This window comes from Micromonospora purpureochromogenes, assembly GCF_900091515.1.
GTDB lineage: Bacteria > Actinomycetota > Actinomycetes > Mycobacteriales > Micromonosporaceae > Micromonospora > Micromonospora purpureochromogenes.
In genome coordinates, this window is the sequence record NZ_LT607410.1 from 3,695,219 (window position 1) to 3,712,921 (window position 17,703).

The window sequence follows — 17,703 nt, forward strand, 5'->3', positions numbered from 1 at the left end:
AGAGGGAGCAACCGTGCGTACCCTGGTCGAATTTTCGCGGCGGCTGCGCGCCCGCCGGTGGCGCCCCGCCCGGCTCCGGCTCGTCCCGGCACTGGGCGTCGCGATCGCGCTGGCGGCCGCGGTCACCGGCCTCGCCTGGTGGGGCGACCACCGCGCCGAGCGGCGGGACACCGCCGTACGGCAGGCGCTGGCCACCGCGCCCGGCGCCGCCAAGGCGATCTTCTCCTACGACTACCGGTCCTTCGACGACAGCGTGGCCAACGGGCGCACCTTCGCCACCGGCCCGTTCGCCCAGGAGTACGCGGAGACCACCGCGGCGTTGAAGCAGACCGCCACCGCGCAGCAGGCGGTCGTGGCGGCCGAGGTGTCCTCGACGGGCGTGGTGACCGCGACCGCCGAGCGGGTCGAGTTGCTGGTGTACCTCAACCAGTACCGGCGCAACGTGAACACGGCCGGGGAGAAGGTCGACCAGAACCGCGTGGTGCTCACCCTGGTCCCGGTCGACGGCGAGTGGAAGGTCGCCCGGGCCACGGCCATCTGAGCCGGCGTCTCCTCGTGCCGGCGGCCCGGGCTCACCCGGGCGTGGTCGCGACCCGCGCCGGCGGGGACGGCGGACCGGGCGGTCAACAGCGGTGGTGGCGGGCGGCCGTCGCCTGCACCGTCGGGCGGCGGACCACCGCCAGCCGATCGCCCCGTACCCGGATCGACGTGCGCCCGCCGCGCCGGCGGCGCACCGTGAGGTCGACGGTGGCCCGCCCCACCTGCACGCCCTCCAGCGTCAGGTCCGGCAGCCACTCCGGCAGGTGCGGGTCCACGAAGATCGTCCGCAGCGGTGCGGCCGGGCGCAGCGCCAGCAGCGCCTGGACCAGCGCGACCACCGAACTGGCGGACCACGCCTGGGGCGAGCAGGAGTCGGGATAGACGCCGGGATGGGGATGGGCGTCGTCGCGGGGCAGGCCGCTGAGCACCTCGGGCAGGCGGTGCTCGTCGAAGAGCGCCGCCGCCGCGAACATCCCCTCGGCCAGCCGGTGCAGCTCCTCCCAGCAGCCGTACCGGGCCAGGCCGAGACCGATGGTGCCCGCCTCCACCGGCCACACGCTGCCCCGGTGGTAGCTGAACGGGTTGTACGCCGGATGCGCCGCCGACAGGGTCCGCACCCCCCAGCCGCTGAACATGTCGGGCGCCAGCAGCCGGCGGGCGACCAGGCCGGCGACCCGGGTCGGGACGATGCCGGTGGTCAGCAGGTGCCCGTCGTTGGAGTTGACCGACCGCACCTGCCGCCCGTCCGGGCCGAGCGCCATCGCGTAGCAGCCCTGATCGGGCATCCAGTAGGCCCGGTGGAAGCGGCGGCGCAACGCGCGGGCCCGGGCCACCAGCTTCGCGCCGAGGGCGGGCCGGCCCGTCGCGGCGAACACCACGGCGGCGTGCCGCAGCGCGGCGTACCAGTACGCCTGGAGTTCGCTGCTCGCGATCGGGTTCAACACCACCTGCCCGTGCTCGTCGACGACGGCGGTGTCCGAGTCCTTCCACCCCTGGTTCTTCAGGCCGGACCGGGCGCGGCAGTGGTACTCCAGGAAGCCGTCCCGGTCCAGGTCGCCGTACCGGTCGATCCAGCCCAGGGCGCGGTGCGCCGTCGGCAGGAGTTCCCGCACCGTGTCCAGGTCTCCCGTCCAGGCCAGGTACTGCCCGAGGAAGACCAGGAAGTCCGGCGCCGTGGACCAGTCGCCGTGGTAGTGGGTGAACGGGTCGAGCCCGAGCACCGACACCGGGCCGAGGCGCGCCTCGTGCAGCGGTTTGCCCGGCTCCTCGTCGCGCCGGTCGTCGACGCGCTGCCCGACGTGCTGGGCGTTGAGCCGCAGGCTGTCCGCCAGCATCGTCGGCCCGGCCAGCAGCGCCTGCCACGACGCGGTCATCGTGTCCCGGCCAAAGATCTCCTGGTAGATCGGCAGTCCGGCCATCGGCGCGGTCGGCCCGGCCGGTTCACCGAGCGGCAGCACGGTCAGGTCGTCGACCGCGCACCGCCAGGCCGCCGTGACGTCGAAGTTGCTGCTGCTCAGCCGGGCGAACTCGCGGGCGAGGCGGGCGCCGGCGGCCGTGGCGGCGTCGGTGGGGCCGGTGAACGTCGGCGGCGGCGCGACCAGGCGCTCGCCGTCGAAGACCGGCTCGACGGCCAGCTCCACCCGGCTGCTGCCACCCGGCGGCACCGTGACCTCGACGGCGAGCGCGCCGTCGACGTACCGGACGGGGGCGTCGGCGCGTACCCGGATCGCCACCGCCCGGTCCAGGTCGTCGCGCAGGTAGGTCAGGCGCAGTTCTCGCTCCGCCGGGTCCCACGCCCGGTCGACGTCGCCGAACTGCCGGCGACGTCCCGCCTCGGCCTCGCTGGTGTCCGCGAAGTCGGCGGCGAGGTGGATCCGCACCGGCAGGGTGAGCGGCCGGGCGGCGTAGCTGACCACGGTCAGCCGGGTGCGCAGCCCGTCGCCGACGAAGCGTTCCGTCAGCAGGTACACCGCCTGCGAGGGCAGCGCCTCGCCGTCGCCGAGTTCGGCGTAGGACAGCTGCGCGTGACCCCGCACGTTCGCGGTGCTGAACGCGACCGGTTCCCGGCCGTCCACCGTGAGCCGCTCGGCGCTGAGCACCCGGGTGTTGCGCGCGAAGAAGCCCTGCGGCTCGGCGCCGGTGATCCGGCCGCGCACGTCGGTGACCAGCGTGCTCCACCCGCTCGCCACGTACAGCAGGTCGGGGCGGACGCGCAGGTTCCGGACCCGGCTCATCGGCCGCGCGGCAGCAGATGGCGCGGGCCGGATCGGACGCGGCGACCAGGCAACGCCTGCGCCAGCGCCATCGGTCCCACCTACCCCCCTGATCCGCGGTCGCGACCCCGGCCAGCCGGAGTCGCGCGGGCCTGGCTACCCGCTCCCACCGCCCGTACACCCGCCGCTTCCCAGGGCCCTTTTCGGAGAAAGAGTGGCTATTCCGGCTTCCAAGGCCACTCTTTCTCTGAAAGCGCACCCGGGCGCGCCCGGCGCTCGGCGGGGCGGGCCTGTGGTGGGTTGGGGGGTGGCGGCCGGGTCACCGGGGGCGGCGCCACTGGGCGGCGGCGAGCGGCACCAGCAGCAGCGGCACCGCTGCCGCACCTCGACCGGGCAGCGGCCGGGCGGGTGAGGTTTCGGCCCGACGGCGGCGGGAAGCCGTCGCCGGACAGATCCGCCACCGACGGGAGACGGCCGTGGGGTACCACGTGCGGCAAGGAAAGCAGCCGGTCGATCCGGAGCACGCCGAGGACGAGGCCGGCCAGGCCCGCCTCGTCCAGGTGGAAGCGGACACCGAGGTCCCGGCCCCGGACGACACCGACGTACGCCCCGACCTGGTCACCGAGGACGACGGATCGGGCGTCGCCGGTGGCTCGTCCGGCGGCAGCGCCGGCGGCTCCAGCATGCCCGGGCACCCGGACGCCACCCGCTGACCCGTCCACCGGTTGACAGCGGTGCTCCGACTGATGCGCTGCGCCGGTGACGTGTGCGCGTGTGTCGTGGAGGTCAACGCGTCGCTCGCCCACCCGGCGAGGATCCACAACAGCCACCGGACACCCGGTGAACGTCAGTGGGCACCGCACTAGGGGACGGTGATGAACCGGTGGTTAACCAGCCGGATGGGATGCTTCACACCCTTTGGGCGTCTTCGCTCGTTTAGCGGGCTTACCCGGCGGTAGCTATGTGCACATGAAGAACCTGATGAATGCGCCGCGGTTGGCCGCGGGCGCGCTGACCCTGTCGTTGACCGTCGTCGCCGTCCCCGGTGCCCCCGCTCGGGGCAGTGCGGTAACCCCGCCGCCGGGAACGTTCGAAGTGGACAGCACCTCCGACGCTCCCGATCGGGCGCCCGGGGACGGGCGGTGCCGCACCGCCGACGGCGCCTGCACGCTGCGCGCTGCGGTGATGGAGGCCAACGCACAGTCGAACTCGACCATCGTGGTCCCCGCCGGGCGGTACACCCTGCGCATCCCGCCGCTGGCCGGCCGCGCCCTCACCGACTACACCCTCGCCGACACCGCGCACGGCAACCTGAAAATCTTCAAGCCGACGACCATCGTGGGCGCCGGCCGGGACCGTACGGTGATCGACGGCGGTCGGCTCGACCGGGTCTTCACCGTCCTGCGACCGGCCACCATCTCGGACGTCACCATCACCGGCGGCGTGTCGGCCCCGGTCGCCTCGGTTTACCACTACTACGGCGGGGGCGCCGCGCTGAACGCCTCCGACCTCACGATGGAGCGGGTCCGGCTCACCGGTAACAGCGCCCGCTTCGGCGGCGCGGTCCAGAGCATCCCGTTCACGTCGTTCACCCTGCGCGACAGCCTGGTCGACGACAACGAGGCGGGTGAGGCCGGCGGGCTGCGGTTCGACTCGGTCGGTCTGGTCGAGCGGTCGACGATCACCCGCAACAGGGTCAGCAATCCGCACGATCCGACCCGTCCGGGGGAACTGGCCGGGCTGGGCGGTGGCATTGACGTCCGTGGCGTACGTACCGTCACCGTGGTCGACTCCGAGGTGGCCGAGAACTACGCCGAGGACGGCGGGGGTGGTATCAACATCACCCTGGCCTACCTGCCGGGGAGCACCGAGGACCGGTCCGGACCCGGCGCGGTGGAGCTGAAGGGTTCCGTGATCAGCGGAAACACCAGCCGGAGTGGTCCCGGCAACTGCCGGGCCGTCCGGGCGCGCATTGTCGACCTCGGCGGCAACACGGACTCCGACGGCAGCTGCGCGACCACCCGGTAGCCCACCGGGCGGCGCCGCGCGGGTCACCGCAGCGGCACCGACGAAAGGCCCCGCCCGCGGTCGGTGGTGAAGCGACCCGGAGCGGGGCCTCGCTGCCTGACCTGCCGGTCCGGATCCAACCGACCGGCCTACGGCGACAGTTCTGCCCGAGGGCACCCTGGACCATCGGGTGAAGCCACGAGCGTTTCCGGTGCTCGATTCGGTCGAGCCGCACGTCCGGGAGGGGAGCGGGGCGGGGCAGGGGTCAGCCGCAGCCGCGGATCCAGGTCCACCCGACGAACCAGTGCCGGGCCGTGACGCGCAGTTCGCACGCGGCGGTGCCGTCACCGGTCAGCGTCACGCCCAGGTCGTGGTTGTTGTGGTACCACGTGCCGGTCACGTCGAAGACACCCCGGTAACCGAACTCGGCGTGCTGCTCCAGGCGTGCCATGGAGCACGGCCGATCGCAGCCGTCGGCCTGCGACGACTGCGCCAGGTGCCAGCCACCACCCCACGGCTCGCGGTTCCAGTCGGTGTCCACCCCGGTGTCCACCTGGCTGATCCGGCCGTCGGCCGTGCGCCAATCGTGCCTGGCGTAGAGGGCGTTCATCAGGATGCCGCAGCAGTCGTACATCTCCGACCACACCCGCAGCCGACGGTCGCCGTTCCTCCCCCGCGACGACGGCACGGGAAGGAACCGGACCGCGCCGGACCGCACGACGCAGTTCTCGTCCACGGTGATCGACTGCTGCGTGATCAGTCCGTCCGGAGGGGCCGGCAGCGCCGCGCCGAGGCGGACGTCGGTACAGACCCTGCCCGCGGGGCGCCCGGGTGCGGCCGCCGCCGGAGTGCCGGTCACGGCGACCGCGATTCCTGCCAGGACGATGGCCACCAGGGCCGTCGGCTTCCGCATGTGTTGTTCCCTCCGTGTCCCAGGACCGGACGGGTGAACGGTAGCCATCAAATGTGGCCACAAAAGTCCTCTAAGGACAGAGGTGGGCCACCTCACGGTGCCCACGTGGACCGGGGTGCCGCGGGGCAGGGTCCCGCCGTCGGCTCTTGATCCCGCCTGGCGGTTCCGGGCACAGCGAGGCGATCGGCCGGAGCCGACATCCGAGCTCCATCTTTCGGGTGACCTTCTACATGGATATGCTCCGATGCCTCGATGTCTCACGCCGCCCACCGGTGCCAGGGGTGCGGTGGCTGGCCGGGTGGAGGACGCATGCGCAGGGCACTGGCTGGTCTGCTGGTGGGAGTCGTCGGCGCCGTCGGGCTGAACGGGGTGCCCGGGGTGGCCTCGGCGGCGTCGGACGCCCCGCACATCGCCGGGCCGTTGACGATCCAGAGCGTGCCGAACGGGCGCATGGTCGACGTCGACGGCGGCGAGATGCGGGACGGCCGGAAGATCCAGGAGTGGACGTACAACGGCTCCGGTGCCCAGCATTGGCGCCTGCGCCGGGCCGGCAGCCATCACCAGATCGAAGCCGTCACCGACCCGGCGTTCTGCCTCGGCCGGGAGCACGACGGCGACCTGGCTCGGGTCGTCCTGCGCCACTGCGCCGACGGGCTGACCGACTGGGCCTTCCAGGCGCTGGGCGGCGAGCGCTACCGGATCACGAACCCGGCCGGAGATCTGCACCTGCACGTGTGGAACGAGACGCCGACGAACGGGCGGGAACTGGTGGTGAGCGCCAATGGTGAGGCCGGCGCGCAGTGGTACCTCACCGACCTGGCGGTGCCGCCCCGCGCGATGCCCGCCGACCCCCGCCTGGACCAGCTGAGCTTCCTCGTGGCGCACAACGCGATGGCCAACACCGACGAGGGGTTCTGGGGGCGCTTCCCGAACCAGTCGTACCGGCTGCGCGACCAGCTCAACCACGGCATCCGTGGGCTGCAACTGGACGTGCACGCCTACCGCGGCGACGTGCGGATGTGCCACGGGACGTGCTGGGGCAACGAGCGGACGCTGAGCGACGGACTGCGGGATGTGGTGGGCTTCCTCGACGGCAACCGGGACGCGGTGGTCACCGTCTTCCTCGAGGACTACACCAGCGTGGACGAGCTGCGCTCAGCCGTCGAGCGGGTGCCCGGCCTGCCGGGCCTGCTCCTTCATCCGGACCGGTCCGGCGTCCGCGACCACGGCTGGCCGCGCCTGTCCGACCTGGTGTCGAGCAACCGCCGACTGCTCATCTTCTCCCAGCGCCCGGGGCGGGCCGGCTTCGGTGTGATGTATGACCGGGACTGGACCGCCGAGAACTACTGGTCCCTGGAGGGTGGCGGCGCGCTGGACTGCTACAGCCGGTGGGACGAGGTCCCGCTGCCGAAGGAGGAACCGGGATTCCGGCGGTTGCACGTGATGAACCACTACCGCAACATCCCGACCGAGTGGGCGGCCACCGCCGACAACGGCGCGAAGCTGTCGGACCGGGTGCGGCACATCTGTGGCCCATCGGCGCGGCGCAAGCCCAACTACGTCGCGGTGGACTTCTACCAGAAGCCCGAGGGTGGAGCGACCTGGGACCTGATCCGGGAGCTCAACACGTACTGGTGAGCAACGAGGCACGCAGCCCGGCGATCGGGCCCCGGGTGCAGATCTGCGCCGTGACGAGTCATCCGTTGCCGGCTCGGGCCCCGGGCCTGATCCAGTCGAAGGTGCGCTCGACCGCGCGCTGCCAGTTTTCCCGCTCCTCGGCCCGGACGGCGTCGTCCATCTGGGGCACCCACCGGGAGGCGAGGTGCCAGTTGCTGCGCAGTCCCTCCAGGTCGGGCCAGTAGCCGACCGCCAGTCCGGCGGCGTACGCGGCGCCGAGGGAGACCGTCTCGGCGACCATCGGGCGCACCACCGGCACCGCGAGCACGTCGGCGACGAACTGCATCAGCAGGTTGTTGGCGGTCATCCCGCCGTCCACCCGCAGCGCCGTCAGCGCCAGGCCGGAGTCGGCGTTCATCGCGTCGACCACCTCGCGGGTCTGCCAGCCGGTGGCCTCCAGCACCGCGCGGGCCAGGTGCCCCTTGGTGATGTACGACGTGAGCCCGACGATGAGCCCGCGCGCCTCGCTGCGCCAGTGCGGCGCGAACAGCCCGGAGAAGGCCGGCACGATGTAGCAGCCCCCGTTGTCGTCCACGGTGCGGGCGAGGGTCTCGATCTCCGGCGCGGTACTGATCAGCTCCAGCCGGTCGCGGAACCACTGCACCAGGGAGCCGGTGATCGCGATGGAGCCTTCGAGGGCGTAGACCGCCGGCTGACCGCCGATCTGGTAGCCGACGGTGGTGAGCAGCCCGTGGCTGGAGTGCACCGGCTCCGTGCCGGTGTTGAGCAGCAGGAAGCTGCCCGTGCCGTAGGTGCACTTGGCGTCGCCCGGCGCGAAACAGGTCTGGCCGAACAGGGCGGCCTGCTGGTCGCCGAGCGCCGCCGCGATCCGCACGCCGGGCAGGACGGCGGTCGCGGTGCCGTACACCTCGGACGAGGAGCGGATCTCGGGCAGCATGGCGGCCGGGATGTCGAAGAAGGCCAGCAGGTCCGGGTGCCAGGCGAGCGTGCGCAGGTCCATCAGCATGGTCCGGCTGGCGTTGGTCACGTCGGTCAGGTGCAGACCGCCGTCGGGGCCGCCGGTGAGGTTCCAGATCAACCAGCTCTCCATCGTCCCGAAGAGCACCTCGCCGCGTTCGGCGCGCTCGTACAGTCCGGGCGTGTGGTCGAGCAGCCAGCGCAGCTTCGGGCCGGAGAAGTACGTGGTCAGCGGCAGCCCGCAGCGCTGCCGGACGTCCTCGGCGCCGGGCGCCTGGGCCAGCGTCTCCACCAGCGCGTCGGTACGGGTGTCCTGCCAGATGATCGCCGGCGCTACCGGGACGCCGGTGCGCCGGTCCCACACCACCGTGCTCTCCCGCTGGTTGGCGATGCCGATCGCGGCGACCTGGCCGGCGACGATGCCGGCCTCGGCGAGGGCCCTCGGTACCACCTTGCCGACGTTGCGCCAGATCTCCAGCGCGTCGTGTTCCACCCAGCCGGGCCGGGGGAAGTGCTGCTGGTGCTCCCGCTGCGCCACCGAGACGAGGTTGCCCCGGCGGTCGAACACGATGCAGCGGGTCGAGGTGGTGCCCTGGTCGATGGAGACGACGTAGCTGTCAGTCATTCCTCGTCCTCTCTGGCCTGGCGGGGAGCAGGTGGACGGATCACCAGCGGGCGGCGCCGAGATCCCGGGACACCGCGCGGGCGGCGTCGCGGACGTACGCGACGAGCGCCGGGCGGGGATGGCCCTGCCCGTCGCAGACGCGGTCGACCGGGCCGGAGAGCCCGATCGCGCCCACGACGAGGCCGCCGTAGCCGCGGATGGGTGCGGCGATACCGGCCTCGCCGAGGGTCATCTCCTCGATCTCGGCGCCCCAGCCGTTGTCCCGGATCTTGGTCAGGGCCTGGCTGAGGGCCCGGGCGGTGACCACGGTGCGCCGGGTGTACGGCTCGGGTTCGCCCTGCACGACGGTGTTGGCGGCGCCGACGTCGTAGGCGAGCAGGACCTTGCCGAGCGCGGTGGCGTGCGGGGGCAGCAGGGACCCGACGTCGAGGGTCTGGAGGGTGTCGTCGGGTCGGAAGACGTGGTGGACCACCAGCACCTTGCCGTCCAGCAGGGTGCCGATGCGGACGGCCTCGCCGCTGCGCGCAGCCAGCGGGTCGGCCCAGTTGATCGAGCGTGAGCGCAGTTCGTTGACGTCGAGGTAGCTGGTGCCCAGGTGCAGCAGTGCCGCCCCGAGCTGGTACTTGCCGGAGGTCTTGTCCTGCTCCACGAAGCCGACGTCCTGCAGGGTGCGGACGATGCCGTGCGCGGTGCCTTTGGGCAGGTCGAGGGACCGGGCGATCTCCCCGATGCCGAGCCGGCCGGAGCTGCTGGCGAGCAGGCGGAGGATCGCCGCGGCCCGCGCGATGGACTGCACCTGACCCGGCATGGGGCGGAATGCTAACGGCATTCCGGCCGCCGCAACAGTGTTCGACATTGTCGACCGGGGTTCGTTGACCCGGCCTCGAGTGTTTCCTACGGTTCACGGCACGGTGACGCCCGACGCCGCAGCGTTACCGACCGGCCCTCCGCTTCCCCCAACGAAGAGGGCCGTCACCCCCCACCACCTCTGGAGGCACCCATGGCGCAACGGTTGAAAGTCCCCGGCCTCGTCGGCGAGTTGGCCGCCGAGTTCGCCGGCACCGCGATCCTCATCCTGTTCGGCGTGGGCGTGGTCGCCCAGGTGGCCGCGGCGGGGACCGGAGAGTTCGACAGCATCGCCTGGGCCTGGGGCCTCGGCGTCACGCTCGGCGTGTACGTGGCGGGCCGGATCAGCGGCGCGCACCTCAACCCCGCGGTCACCCTCGCCCTGGCCGTCTTCAAGGGCTTCTCCTGGCGCAAGGTGATGCCGTACGCGCTGGCCCAGACCGCCGGCGCGTTCGTCGCGGCCCTGATCATCCGCTGGAACTACAGCGAGGTGCTGTCCCGGTTCGACCCGGGCCTGACCAGCAAGAGCCAGGGCGTCTTCTCCACCCTGCCGGGCGCCGGTGTGACCGAGTGGGGCGCGCTGCGCGACCAGATCATCGGCACGGCCATCCTGCTGTTCCTCGTCCTGGCGGTCACCGACGCGCGAAACTCGCTGCCCGCCGGCAACCTCGCCCCGCTGATCGTCGGCCTGATCGTGGTGGCGATCGGCATGGCCTTCGCCGTCAACGCCGGCTACGCCATCAACCCCGCCCGCGACTTCGGCCCCCGCCTCGCCTCGTTCCTGACCGGTTACGAAACGGCCTTCCAGGACACCAGCGGATATCCGTACTTCTGGGTGCCCATCGTCGGGCCGCTCGTCGGCGGCGTCATCGGCGCCGGCCTCTACGAGCTGATCATCGGCCGCTTCCTGCCCAGCGAGGACGAGCTGGAGCCGGGCGCCCTGGCCACCGAGAACGCCCCGGCCGAGGGCGAGCTCGCCCGCGTCTGACCTCGCCACCCGCATCCCCGCAAGGAAACAGAAGGAGACCCCCGAATGGCTGACTTCGTCGGCGCGGTAGACCAGGGCACCACCAGCACCCGATTCATGATCTTCGATCACGGCGGCAACGAGGTCGGCCGCCACCAGCTCGAGCACCAGCAGATCCTGCCGCGGGCCGGCTGGGTGGAGCACAACCCGCTCGAGATCTGGGAGCGGACCCAGACGGTCATCCAGACCGCGATGAACGAGCGCGGCCTGACCGCCTCCGACCTGGCCGCGCTCGGCATCACCAACCAGCGCGAGACCACGGTCGTGTGGAACCGCCGGACCGGCCGGCCCTACTACAACGCCATCGTGTGGCAGGACACCCGTACCGACCGGATCGCCTCGGCCCTGGAACGCGAGGGCAAGGGCGACGTCATCCGGCGCAAGGCCGGCCTTCCGCCGGCGACGTACTTCTCGGGCGGCAAGATCCAGTGGATCCTCGAGAACGTCGACGGGGTCCGGGAGGCCGCCGAGCGCGGCGAGGCCATCTTCGGCAACACCGACACCTGGTTGCTGTGGAACCTCACCGGCGGCACGGAGGGCGGGGTGCACGTCACCGACCCCACCAACGCCAGCCGCACGATGCTGATGAACCTGGAGACGCTGGACTGGGACGACGAGCTGCTGTCGTTCTTCGACATCCCCCGGGCCATGCTGCCGGAGATCCGGCCGTCGTCCGACCCGCGCTCGTACGGCAGCTGCACGATCAACGGCCCGTTCGCCGGCGCGGTCCCGCTCACCGGTGACCTGGGCGACCAGCAGGCCGCCACGGTCGGGCAGGTCTGCTTCGCCCCCGGCGAGGCGAAGAACACCTACGGCACGGGCAACTTCATGCTGCTCAACACCGGCACGGAGATCGTGCGGTCGAAGGCCGGACTCCTCACCACGGTCTGCTACCAGTTCGGTGACGAGTCCCCGGTGTATGCGCTGGAAGGCTCGATCGCGGTCACCGGCTCGGCCGTGCAGTGGCTGCGCGACCAGCTCAAGATCATCAGTAACGCCGGACAGAGCGAGATCCTGGCCCGCCAGGTGGAGGACAACGGCGGGGTGTACTTCGTGCCCGCGTTCTCCGGCCTGTTCGCCCCGTACTGGCGCTCCGACGCCCGCGGCGCGATCGTCGGCCTCTCCCGGTTCAACACCGACGCCCACATCGCCCGGGCCACCCTCGAGTCCATCTGCTACCAGAGCCGCGACGTGGCCGAGGCCATGGAGCAGGACTCCGGGGTGCACCTGGAGTGCCTCAAGGTCGACGGCGGCGTCACCGTCAACGACCTGTGCATGCAGATGCAGGCGGACATCCTCGGCGTGCCGGTCAGCCGCCCGGTGGTCGCCGAGACCACCGCGCTCGGTGCGGCGTACGCCGCCGGCCTGGCCGTCGGGTTCTGGAAGAACACCGACGAGCTGCGCGAGAACTGGAACGAGAGCCGGCGTTGGCAGCCGACCTGGTCGCCGGAGCAGCGCGAGAACGGCTACGGCCGGTGGAAGAAGGCGGTCCAGCGCACCCTCGACTGGGTCGACGTCGACTGACGCCCGCCCCACCCCCGCAAGGATCCGGGCGGCCGGCGCCCGTCGCCGGCCGCCCCCACCCCTCCAGGAGAGAGAAGACGGATGCACTCCGCGACACTGTCACCGGCCGCCCGTGAGCGGTCCCTGGCCGCCCTCGACAGCGGCCAGGAACTGGACGTCCTGGTGATCGGCGGCGGCGTCACCGGCGCCGGCTGCGCTCTCGACGCCGTCACCCGCGGCCTCTCGGTCGGGCTCATCGAGGCCCGGGACTGGGCCAGCGGCACGTCGAGCCGGTCCAGCAAGCTCATCCACGGTGGCCTGCGGTACCTGGAGATGCTGGACTTCGGGCTGGTCCGCGAGGCCCTGCGCGAGCGGGGTCTGCTCCTGCAGCGGCTCGCCCCGCACCTGGTCCGCGCGGTGCCGTTCCTCTACCCGCTGCGCCACCGGGGCTGGGAACGCCTGTACGCCGGCGCCGGCGTGCTGCTCTACGACGCGATGAGCCTCTCCGGCAGCCATGCGCGCGGCGTGCCGGCCCACCGGCACCTGAGCCGCCGCGGGGCGCTGCGCGCCTGCCCGTCGCTGCGGCCGGAGGCGCTGGTCGGCGCCCTGCAATACCACGACGCGCAGGTCGACGACGCCCGGCTGGTGACCTGCCTCGTCCGCACCGCCGCCGCGCACGGAGCGCACCCGCTGTCGCGGGCTCGCGTCGTGGGTCTGCTGCGCGAGGGCGCCCGGGTCACCGGCGCGCGGGTGCACGATGTGGAGACCGACCGGGTGTTCGAGGTGCGTGCCCGGCAGGTCATCAACGCCACCGGGGTGTGGACCGACGACACCCAGGCCCTCGTCGGCGAGCGGGGCCGGTTCCAGGTGCGCGCCTCCAAGGGCATCCACCTGGTGGTCCCGCGGGACCGGATCCGGTCCAGCACCGGCCTGATCCTGCGTACCGAGTCCAGCGTCCTGTTCGTGATCCCGTGGGGCCGGCACTGGCTGATCGGCACCACCGACACTGACTGGGACCTGGACAAGGCGCATCCGGCGGCGACCAGCCGGGACATCGACTACCTGTTGGAGCACGTCAACGCGGTGCTGGCCACCCCGCTGACCCGCGACGACGTCGAGGGCGTGTACGCCGGCCTGCGCCCGCTGTTGTCCGGGGAGTCCGAGGCGACCGCCAAGCTGTCGCGGGAGCACACCGTGGTCAGCCCGGCGCCCGGGCTCGTGGTGGTGGCCGGCGGCAAGTACACGACGTACCGGGTGATGGCGCGCGACGCGGTCGACGAGGCGGTGCGCGGCTTCGACGCGGCGGTACCCGCCTCCTGCACCGACCGGGTGCCGCTGCTCGGCGCCGAGGGTTACGTCGCCCGGTGGAACCAGCGGCGCCGGCTGGCGCAGCAGTTCGGCATGCACACCGAGCGCGTGGAGCACCTGCTCCGGCGCTACGGCGCCGCCGTCGACGAGGTTCTGGCGCTGCTGCGGGAGGATCCCACGCTCGGTGAGCCGCTCGACGGCGCGGAGGACTACCTGCGGGTGGAGGTCGTCTACGCGGCGTCCGCCGAGGGGGCGCTGCACCTGGAGGATGTGCTCACCCGGCGCACCCACATCTCGATCGAGACCTTCGACCGGGGCCTGCAGGCCGCTCGGCCTGCGGCGACACTGATGGCGCCGGTCCTTGGCTGGGACGACGAGCGGGTCGACCGGGAGGTGGCGCACTACGTCGCGCGCGTCCGGGCCGAGCGGGCCGCGCACGAGCAGCCCGACGACGCGGGGGCCGACGCCGTCCGGCTGGGCACGCCCGACGTGGTGCCGGCGGCGGCCATGGCAGCCTGAGCGGCCTCCGGCGGGTCAGCGGGTCTTGCGTGGTGACCTCTTCGGCGGCCCCGAAGAGGTCACCAGGCAGCCAGGCCCGGGTGGGCCGCAGTCTTGCCGATCGTCGTCCCGCGCGCGCTTCCGGCCTGCGCGGGCGTCGTTCAGCCGCCCCGGGCGAACAGGGCCAGGCGTACCCGGTTGGGGCTGTTGGTCTTGGTCATCAGGCTGGTGATGTGGGTCTTCACCGTGGTGACCCCGATGTGCAGCCGAGCGGCGATCTCCGTGTTGGACAGCCCCTCGGCGACCAGGTTCAGCACGTCCTGCTCGCGCGCGGTCAGCCCCTGGGCCGGCTGCGGCGGCTCGGGGCGGGCGTGCACCGCGCGCTGGACCAGGCGCTGCAGCACCTCCTGGCTGAACGGGCTGTCGCCCACGGCGGCGCGGCGGACGCCGTCGAGCAGGTCGGCGGGGGGTGCGTCCTTGAGCAGGAACCCGCAGGCGCCGGCGGTCAGGGCCGGATAGAGGTGGTCGTCGTCGCCGAAGGTGGTCAGCACCAGCACGCGGGTGGCGGGGCGGTCGGCCAGGATCCGGCTGGTCGCGGTGATCCCGTCGACGCCGGGCATGCGCAGGTCCATCACGACGACGTCGGGGACCAGCCGCGCGGCGAGGGAGATCGCGTCGCGACCGTTGTCGGCCTCGCCGACGACCTCGATGTCGGGCTGGGCGTCGCAGAGCATGCGCAGGCCCGCGCGGATGAGGTGCTGGTCGTCGACCAGCAGGACGCGGATCATGCGAGCTCCGTCTCGTGGGGTGCGGCCGAGCCGGCGCGGGGGACCGGCGCGCCGGCGGGCGGGAGAGGGGAAGCGGTCGACGCGGCGGCCGGGAGCACGGTGCGTACCCGCCAACCCGCGCCGGTCGGGCCGACGTCCAGCCGGCCGCCGAGGACCTCGACGCGCTCGCGCATGCCGGTGATGCCGTGGCCACCGCCGGGCGGTACCGCCGCCGGCACCCGGCCGCGCCCGTCGTCGCAGACCTCCCAGTGCACGGCCGCGTCGACCACGGACACCGCCAGGCGCGCCCGCGCGGACGTGCCGACGTGTTTGGCCACGTTGGTCAGTGCCTCCTGGGTCAGCCGCAACACCGCCAGGCCCCGGACGGCGTCGAGCGAACCGACCGCCGGGTCGATGTCGGCCTCCACGGTGACACCGGCCTGCCGGGCCCGGTCGACCGCCGCACCGAGCGCCGCCGGAAGCGCCGCCGGCTCGATCGCGGTCAGTGCCGCGTCCCCGCGTACCCCGTCGGGGTCGCGCAGGACCGCGACCAGCCGGCGCAGGTCCGCCAGGGCGGCGGTCCCCGTGCCGTGCACGTCGTCGAAGACCTCGCCCACCCGCGGATCCAGCTCCGTCAGCACGTGCCGGGCCACGCCCACCCGCAGCACCATCGACGCCACGTGATGCGCGACCACGTCGTGCAGTTCGCGGGCGATGGCGCTGCGTTCGTCCGCGCGGGTGGCACGGCTCTCCGACTCGCGCCGGCGCTGCTCGGCCGCCGCCCGCTCCTCGGCCTGCCGGCCGAGCTCCTGGGTGGTGCGGATGACCAGGCCGAGCAGCAGCGGTACGCCGACCTCCACGGTCAGCCCGAAGACGCCGGAGAGGAACCGCCGGAACTCCTCGCCGATCGAGTCGGTCAGGTCGACCGCGGCCAGCAGCCCGGCGGCCAGCCAGATGATCCGCGGCCGGTCCGCCCACATGGCCAGCTCCAGCAGGGCCCAGCTGGCACCGACCTGGTTGATCGTGGTGTCGTCGACGAGCTGGATGGCGACCGCCAGCAGCGCGGCCTGCGCCACCAGGTTGACCAGCGTCCGGCGGTGGCACACCAGCGCGACGGCGAACGCGACCAGCGCGAGGATCCACTGGGTGGTCGTCGGTGAGCGTCCGGCGTGGGTGCCGAAGACCAGGTAGCCGACGCCGCTGAGGTCGAGCAGCAGCATCCGCGCGAGCGTGTCGCGCGCGTCGAAGAGCCGTCCCACCCACCCCACCGGATCAGCCTAGGCGCTGCGGCTCGCGGGCCGGAACGACCGCCGGCCGGGCCCACCTCGCCCGGACGGCGAGGTAGGCGGCCAGCCCGAGCGGCCCGAGCAGGATCGTCAGCACCAGCACCGGAGCCATCACCAGCGCCGGCACCCCCCGTTCCCGACCGTCCAGCCAGGCCCACCGGCCGACGAACAGGTCGAACCCGACCATGTGCGCCCAGGCCGCCGCCGCGCCGTCGGTGCGGCCGAGCAGGTCGCGCACCCCCTGCAGGGTCGGCGCCGTGACGGCGGGCAGCACGTCGGCGAGCGCCGGGAGCACCAGCAGCGCGTAGCTCACCAGGACCGGCAGCACGATCAGCGGGGAGGAGATGATCCGGGCGGTCCCGGACCAGCGCGGCAGCAGCAGCATCAGCGCCCAGAACGGCGCGGCCAGCGCGAAGGTCAGGGTGAACAGTGTCGCGGTCATGCGGCCAGCGCCAGTTCCGGGCGGGGTCGGCGGACGAGGACCAGCGCGGCGGCGGTCGCGGTCGCGGTCACCAGGGCCGCGGCGGCGGCCAGCGTGAGGGCGTCCGGCCGCAGCAACGGCTGCCCGCGCAGTGCCTGCCAGGTCAACAGCATCGTGAGTACGCCGTAGGCGGCGCCCGCGACGATCACCAGCCGCACCTGGCTGCGCTCGTCCAGCCACGTCCCGAGGAACCGGCTCAGCAGGATCGCCATGATCGGCAGCGCCTGCAGGGCGTGCAGCCCCACGAAGTGCCCGATCCGCAGGTCCCCGCCGGTGGTGCTCCAGCCGACCAGCGGGAGCCCGCGGCCACCGTCCGGCACGCCCACGCTGTGCGCCCCGCCGATCCCCTCGGCCACCTCCTGGCCGGGCACCACCATCGGGATCGCCGCCAGCATGCCGAGCAGGGACAGGCCGAGCCCCCACCCGACCGCGTACCTGGCGACCCGGTCCGCCATCGGCTGCCGCAGGACCACGATGCCGATGACGAGGTGCGCGACGAAGAGCACCATGATCGACGCGCCCATCACCTGCCACAGCGCGGCGTTCAGCGGTGTCGTCTCGTTGTAGTGGCTGGTCGTGCCGCGCAGCACCTGCGCCACGATCACCGCCATCTCGGCCAGCGACATCGCGACGACGACCGTGCCCGCCCGCTCCGCGGTGCGGCTGCGTCGCGGCAGCAGGGAGAGCATCCAGGCGAGGGTGGTGCCGTACAGCACGAACGACACGGCGAACTTGAACGGCTTGAGCCAGATCGGGACGCCGGTGAGGATGCGGGGATCGGCGACGATGCCGATCGCGGCGACGACGGCGAGCACCGCCATTCCGGCGACGAAGACCATCATGGGGCGGTGCCAGTGTGCCGCCCGGCGCAATGCGGTAGTCATACCTGTAGATGCTCGTGACCCGGTCCTCGGATCGCGCCCGACCTCGGGCCCCGGTTGCGGCCGGCGGTCGGAGCCGGGTCTCCTCCCAGGGGAGGAGACGGATCATGGAACCCGGGAACGGCTGCCGGCCCGCGTACCCGGGGTGCGACCGAACCGACCGGGGGGTCGACCTGGGCCGGCGCGGGCGGCCTGTCCTGAGGTGACCGCCCG

15 protein-coding genes are annotated in these 17,703 nt (G+C 72.8%); 7 read left to right on the top strand and 8 right to left on the bottom strand.

Annotation, left to right across the window (positions count from 1 at the left end):
• Positions 1–13: 13 nt before the first annotated feature.
• Positions 14–541, top strand: coding sequence for a hypothetical protein (locus tag GA0074696_RS17010; protein WP_088962011.1), 528 nt, complete (start codon positions 14–16; stop codon positions 539–541).
• An 82-nt stretch (positions 542–623) separates the two neighbouring features.
• Here GA0074696_RS17010 and GA0074696_RS17015 read toward each other — a convergent pair whose 3' ends face one another.
• Positions 624–2,774: an amylo-alpha-1,6-glucosidase gene (locus tag GA0074696_RS17015; RefSeq protein WP_088962012.1), complete on the bottom strand. Its 2,151-nt coding sequence runs from the start codon at positions 2,772–2,774 to the stop codon at positions 624–626.
• A 455-nt stretch (positions 2,775–3,229) separates the two neighbouring features.
• On the opposite strand from GA0074696_RS17015, the gene GA0074696_RS17020 reads away from it, so the two are divergent.
• Together GA0074696_RS17020 and GA0074696_RS17025 are read left to right on the top strand one after the other, a co-directional pair.
• Positions 3,230–3,466, top strand: coding sequence for a preprotein translocase YidC (locus GA0074696_RS17020; protein WP_088962013.1), 237 nt, complete (start codon positions 3,230–3,232; stop codon positions 3,464–3,466).
• A 256-nt stretch (positions 3,467–3,722) separates the two neighbouring features.
• Positions 3,723–4,781: a right-handed parallel beta-helix repeat-containing protein gene (locus GA0074696_RS17025; protein WP_157745992.1), complete on the top strand. Its 1,059-nt coding sequence runs from the start codon at positions 3,723–3,725 to the stop codon at positions 4,779–4,781.
• A gap of 244 nt (positions 4,782–5,025) precedes the next feature.
• On the opposite strand, the gene GA0074696_RS17030 is transcribed toward GA0074696_RS17025, so the two are convergent.
• Positions 5,026–5,673 (bottom strand): hypothetical protein, encoded by a 648-nt coding sequence (locus GA0074696_RS17030; protein ID WP_088962015.1) that lies wholly within the window; start codon positions 5,671–5,673, stop codon positions 5,026–5,028.
• A gap of 309 nt (positions 5,674–5,982) precedes the next feature.
• On the opposite strand from GA0074696_RS17030, the gene GA0074696_RS17035 reads away from it, so the two are divergent.
• Positions 5,983–7,311 carry an RICIN domain-containing protein gene (locus tag GA0074696_RS17035; protein WP_157745994.1) on the top strand — a complete coding sequence of 443 codons (1,329 nt, stop codon included), beginning with the start codon at positions 5,983–5,985 and terminating at the stop codon, positions 7,309–7,311.
• A gap of 58 nt (positions 7,312–7,369) precedes the next feature.
• Here the strand turns inward: GA0074696_RS17035 and glpK (GA0074696_RS17040) are convergent, their stop codons facing one another.
• Complete coding sequence (glpK, locus tag GA0074696_RS17040) at positions 7,370–8,893, bottom strand: glycerol kinase GlpK (RefSeq protein WP_088962017.1); 1,524 nt, start codon at positions 8,891–8,893, stop codon at positions 7,370–7,372.
• Positions 8,894–8,933: 40 nt separating this feature from the next.
• Complete coding sequence (locus tag GA0074696_RS17045) at positions 8,934–9,701, bottom strand: IclR family transcriptional regulator (protein WP_088962018.1); 768 nt, start codon at positions 9,699–9,701, stop codon at positions 8,934–8,936.
• A gap of 192 nt (positions 9,702–9,893) precedes the next feature.
• Here GA0074696_RS17045 and GA0074696_RS17050 point away from each other — a divergent pair, with 192 nt between their 5' ends.
• From GA0074696_RS17050 to GA0074696_RS17060, 3 genes are all read left to right on the top strand, one after another.
• Positions 9,894–10,727 carry an MIP/aquaporin family protein gene (locus GA0074696_RS17050; RefSeq protein WP_088962019.1) on the top strand — a complete coding sequence of 278 codons (834 nt, stop codon included), beginning with the start codon at positions 9,894–9,896 and terminating at the stop codon, positions 10,725–10,727.
• A gap of 45 nt (positions 10,728–10,772) precedes the next feature.
• Positions 10,773–12,290, top strand: coding sequence for a glycerol kinase GlpK (gene glpK, locus GA0074696_RS17055; RefSeq protein WP_088962020.1), 1,518 nt, complete (start codon positions 10,773–10,775; stop codon positions 12,288–12,290).
• Between the two features lie 81 nt (positions 12,291–12,371).
• Positions 12,372–14,096 (top strand): glycerol-3-phosphate dehydrogenase/oxidase, encoded by a 1,725-nt coding sequence (locus GA0074696_RS17060; protein WP_088962021.1) that lies wholly within the window; start codon positions 12,372–12,374, stop codon positions 14,094–14,096.
• Positions 14,097–14,236: 140 nt separating this feature from the next.
• Here GA0074696_RS17060 and GA0074696_RS17065 read toward each other — a convergent pair whose 3' ends face one another.
• The 4 genes from GA0074696_RS17065 to GA0074696_RS17080 are packed head-to-tail and all read right to left on the bottom strand — an operon-like array spanning position 14,237 to position 17,493.
• Positions 14,237–14,863 (bottom strand): response regulator transcription factor, encoded by a 627-nt coding sequence (locus GA0074696_RS17065; RefSeq protein ID WP_088962022.1) that lies wholly within the window; start codon positions 14,861–14,863, stop codon positions 14,237–14,239.
• Positions 14,860–16,110: a sensor histidine kinase gene (locus GA0074696_RS17070; protein ID WP_088962023.1), complete on the bottom strand. Its 1,251-nt coding sequence runs from the start codon at positions 16,108–16,110 to the stop codon at positions 14,860–14,862. Before GA0074696_RS17070 ends, GA0074696_RS17065 begins: the two co-directional genes overlap by 4 nt.
• A 4-nt stretch (positions 16,111–16,114) precedes the next feature.
• A complete protein-coding gene (locus GA0074696_RS17075) occupies positions 16,115–16,570 on the bottom strand; it encodes an ABA4-like family protein (RefSeq protein ID WP_088962024.1) in 456 nt (151 codons plus the stop codon).
• The gene (locus tag GA0074696_RS17080) at positions 16,567–17,493 is read right to left on the bottom strand and encodes a hypothetical protein (RefSeq protein ID WP_088962025.1); all 927 of its coding nucleotides are present in this window, start codon (positions 17,491–17,493) and stop codon (positions 16,567–16,569) included. The genes GA0074696_RS17075 and GA0074696_RS17080 overlap by 4 nt, the downstream gene beginning before the upstream one ends.
• Between the last annotated feature and the right edge of the window lie 210 nt (positions 17,494–17,703).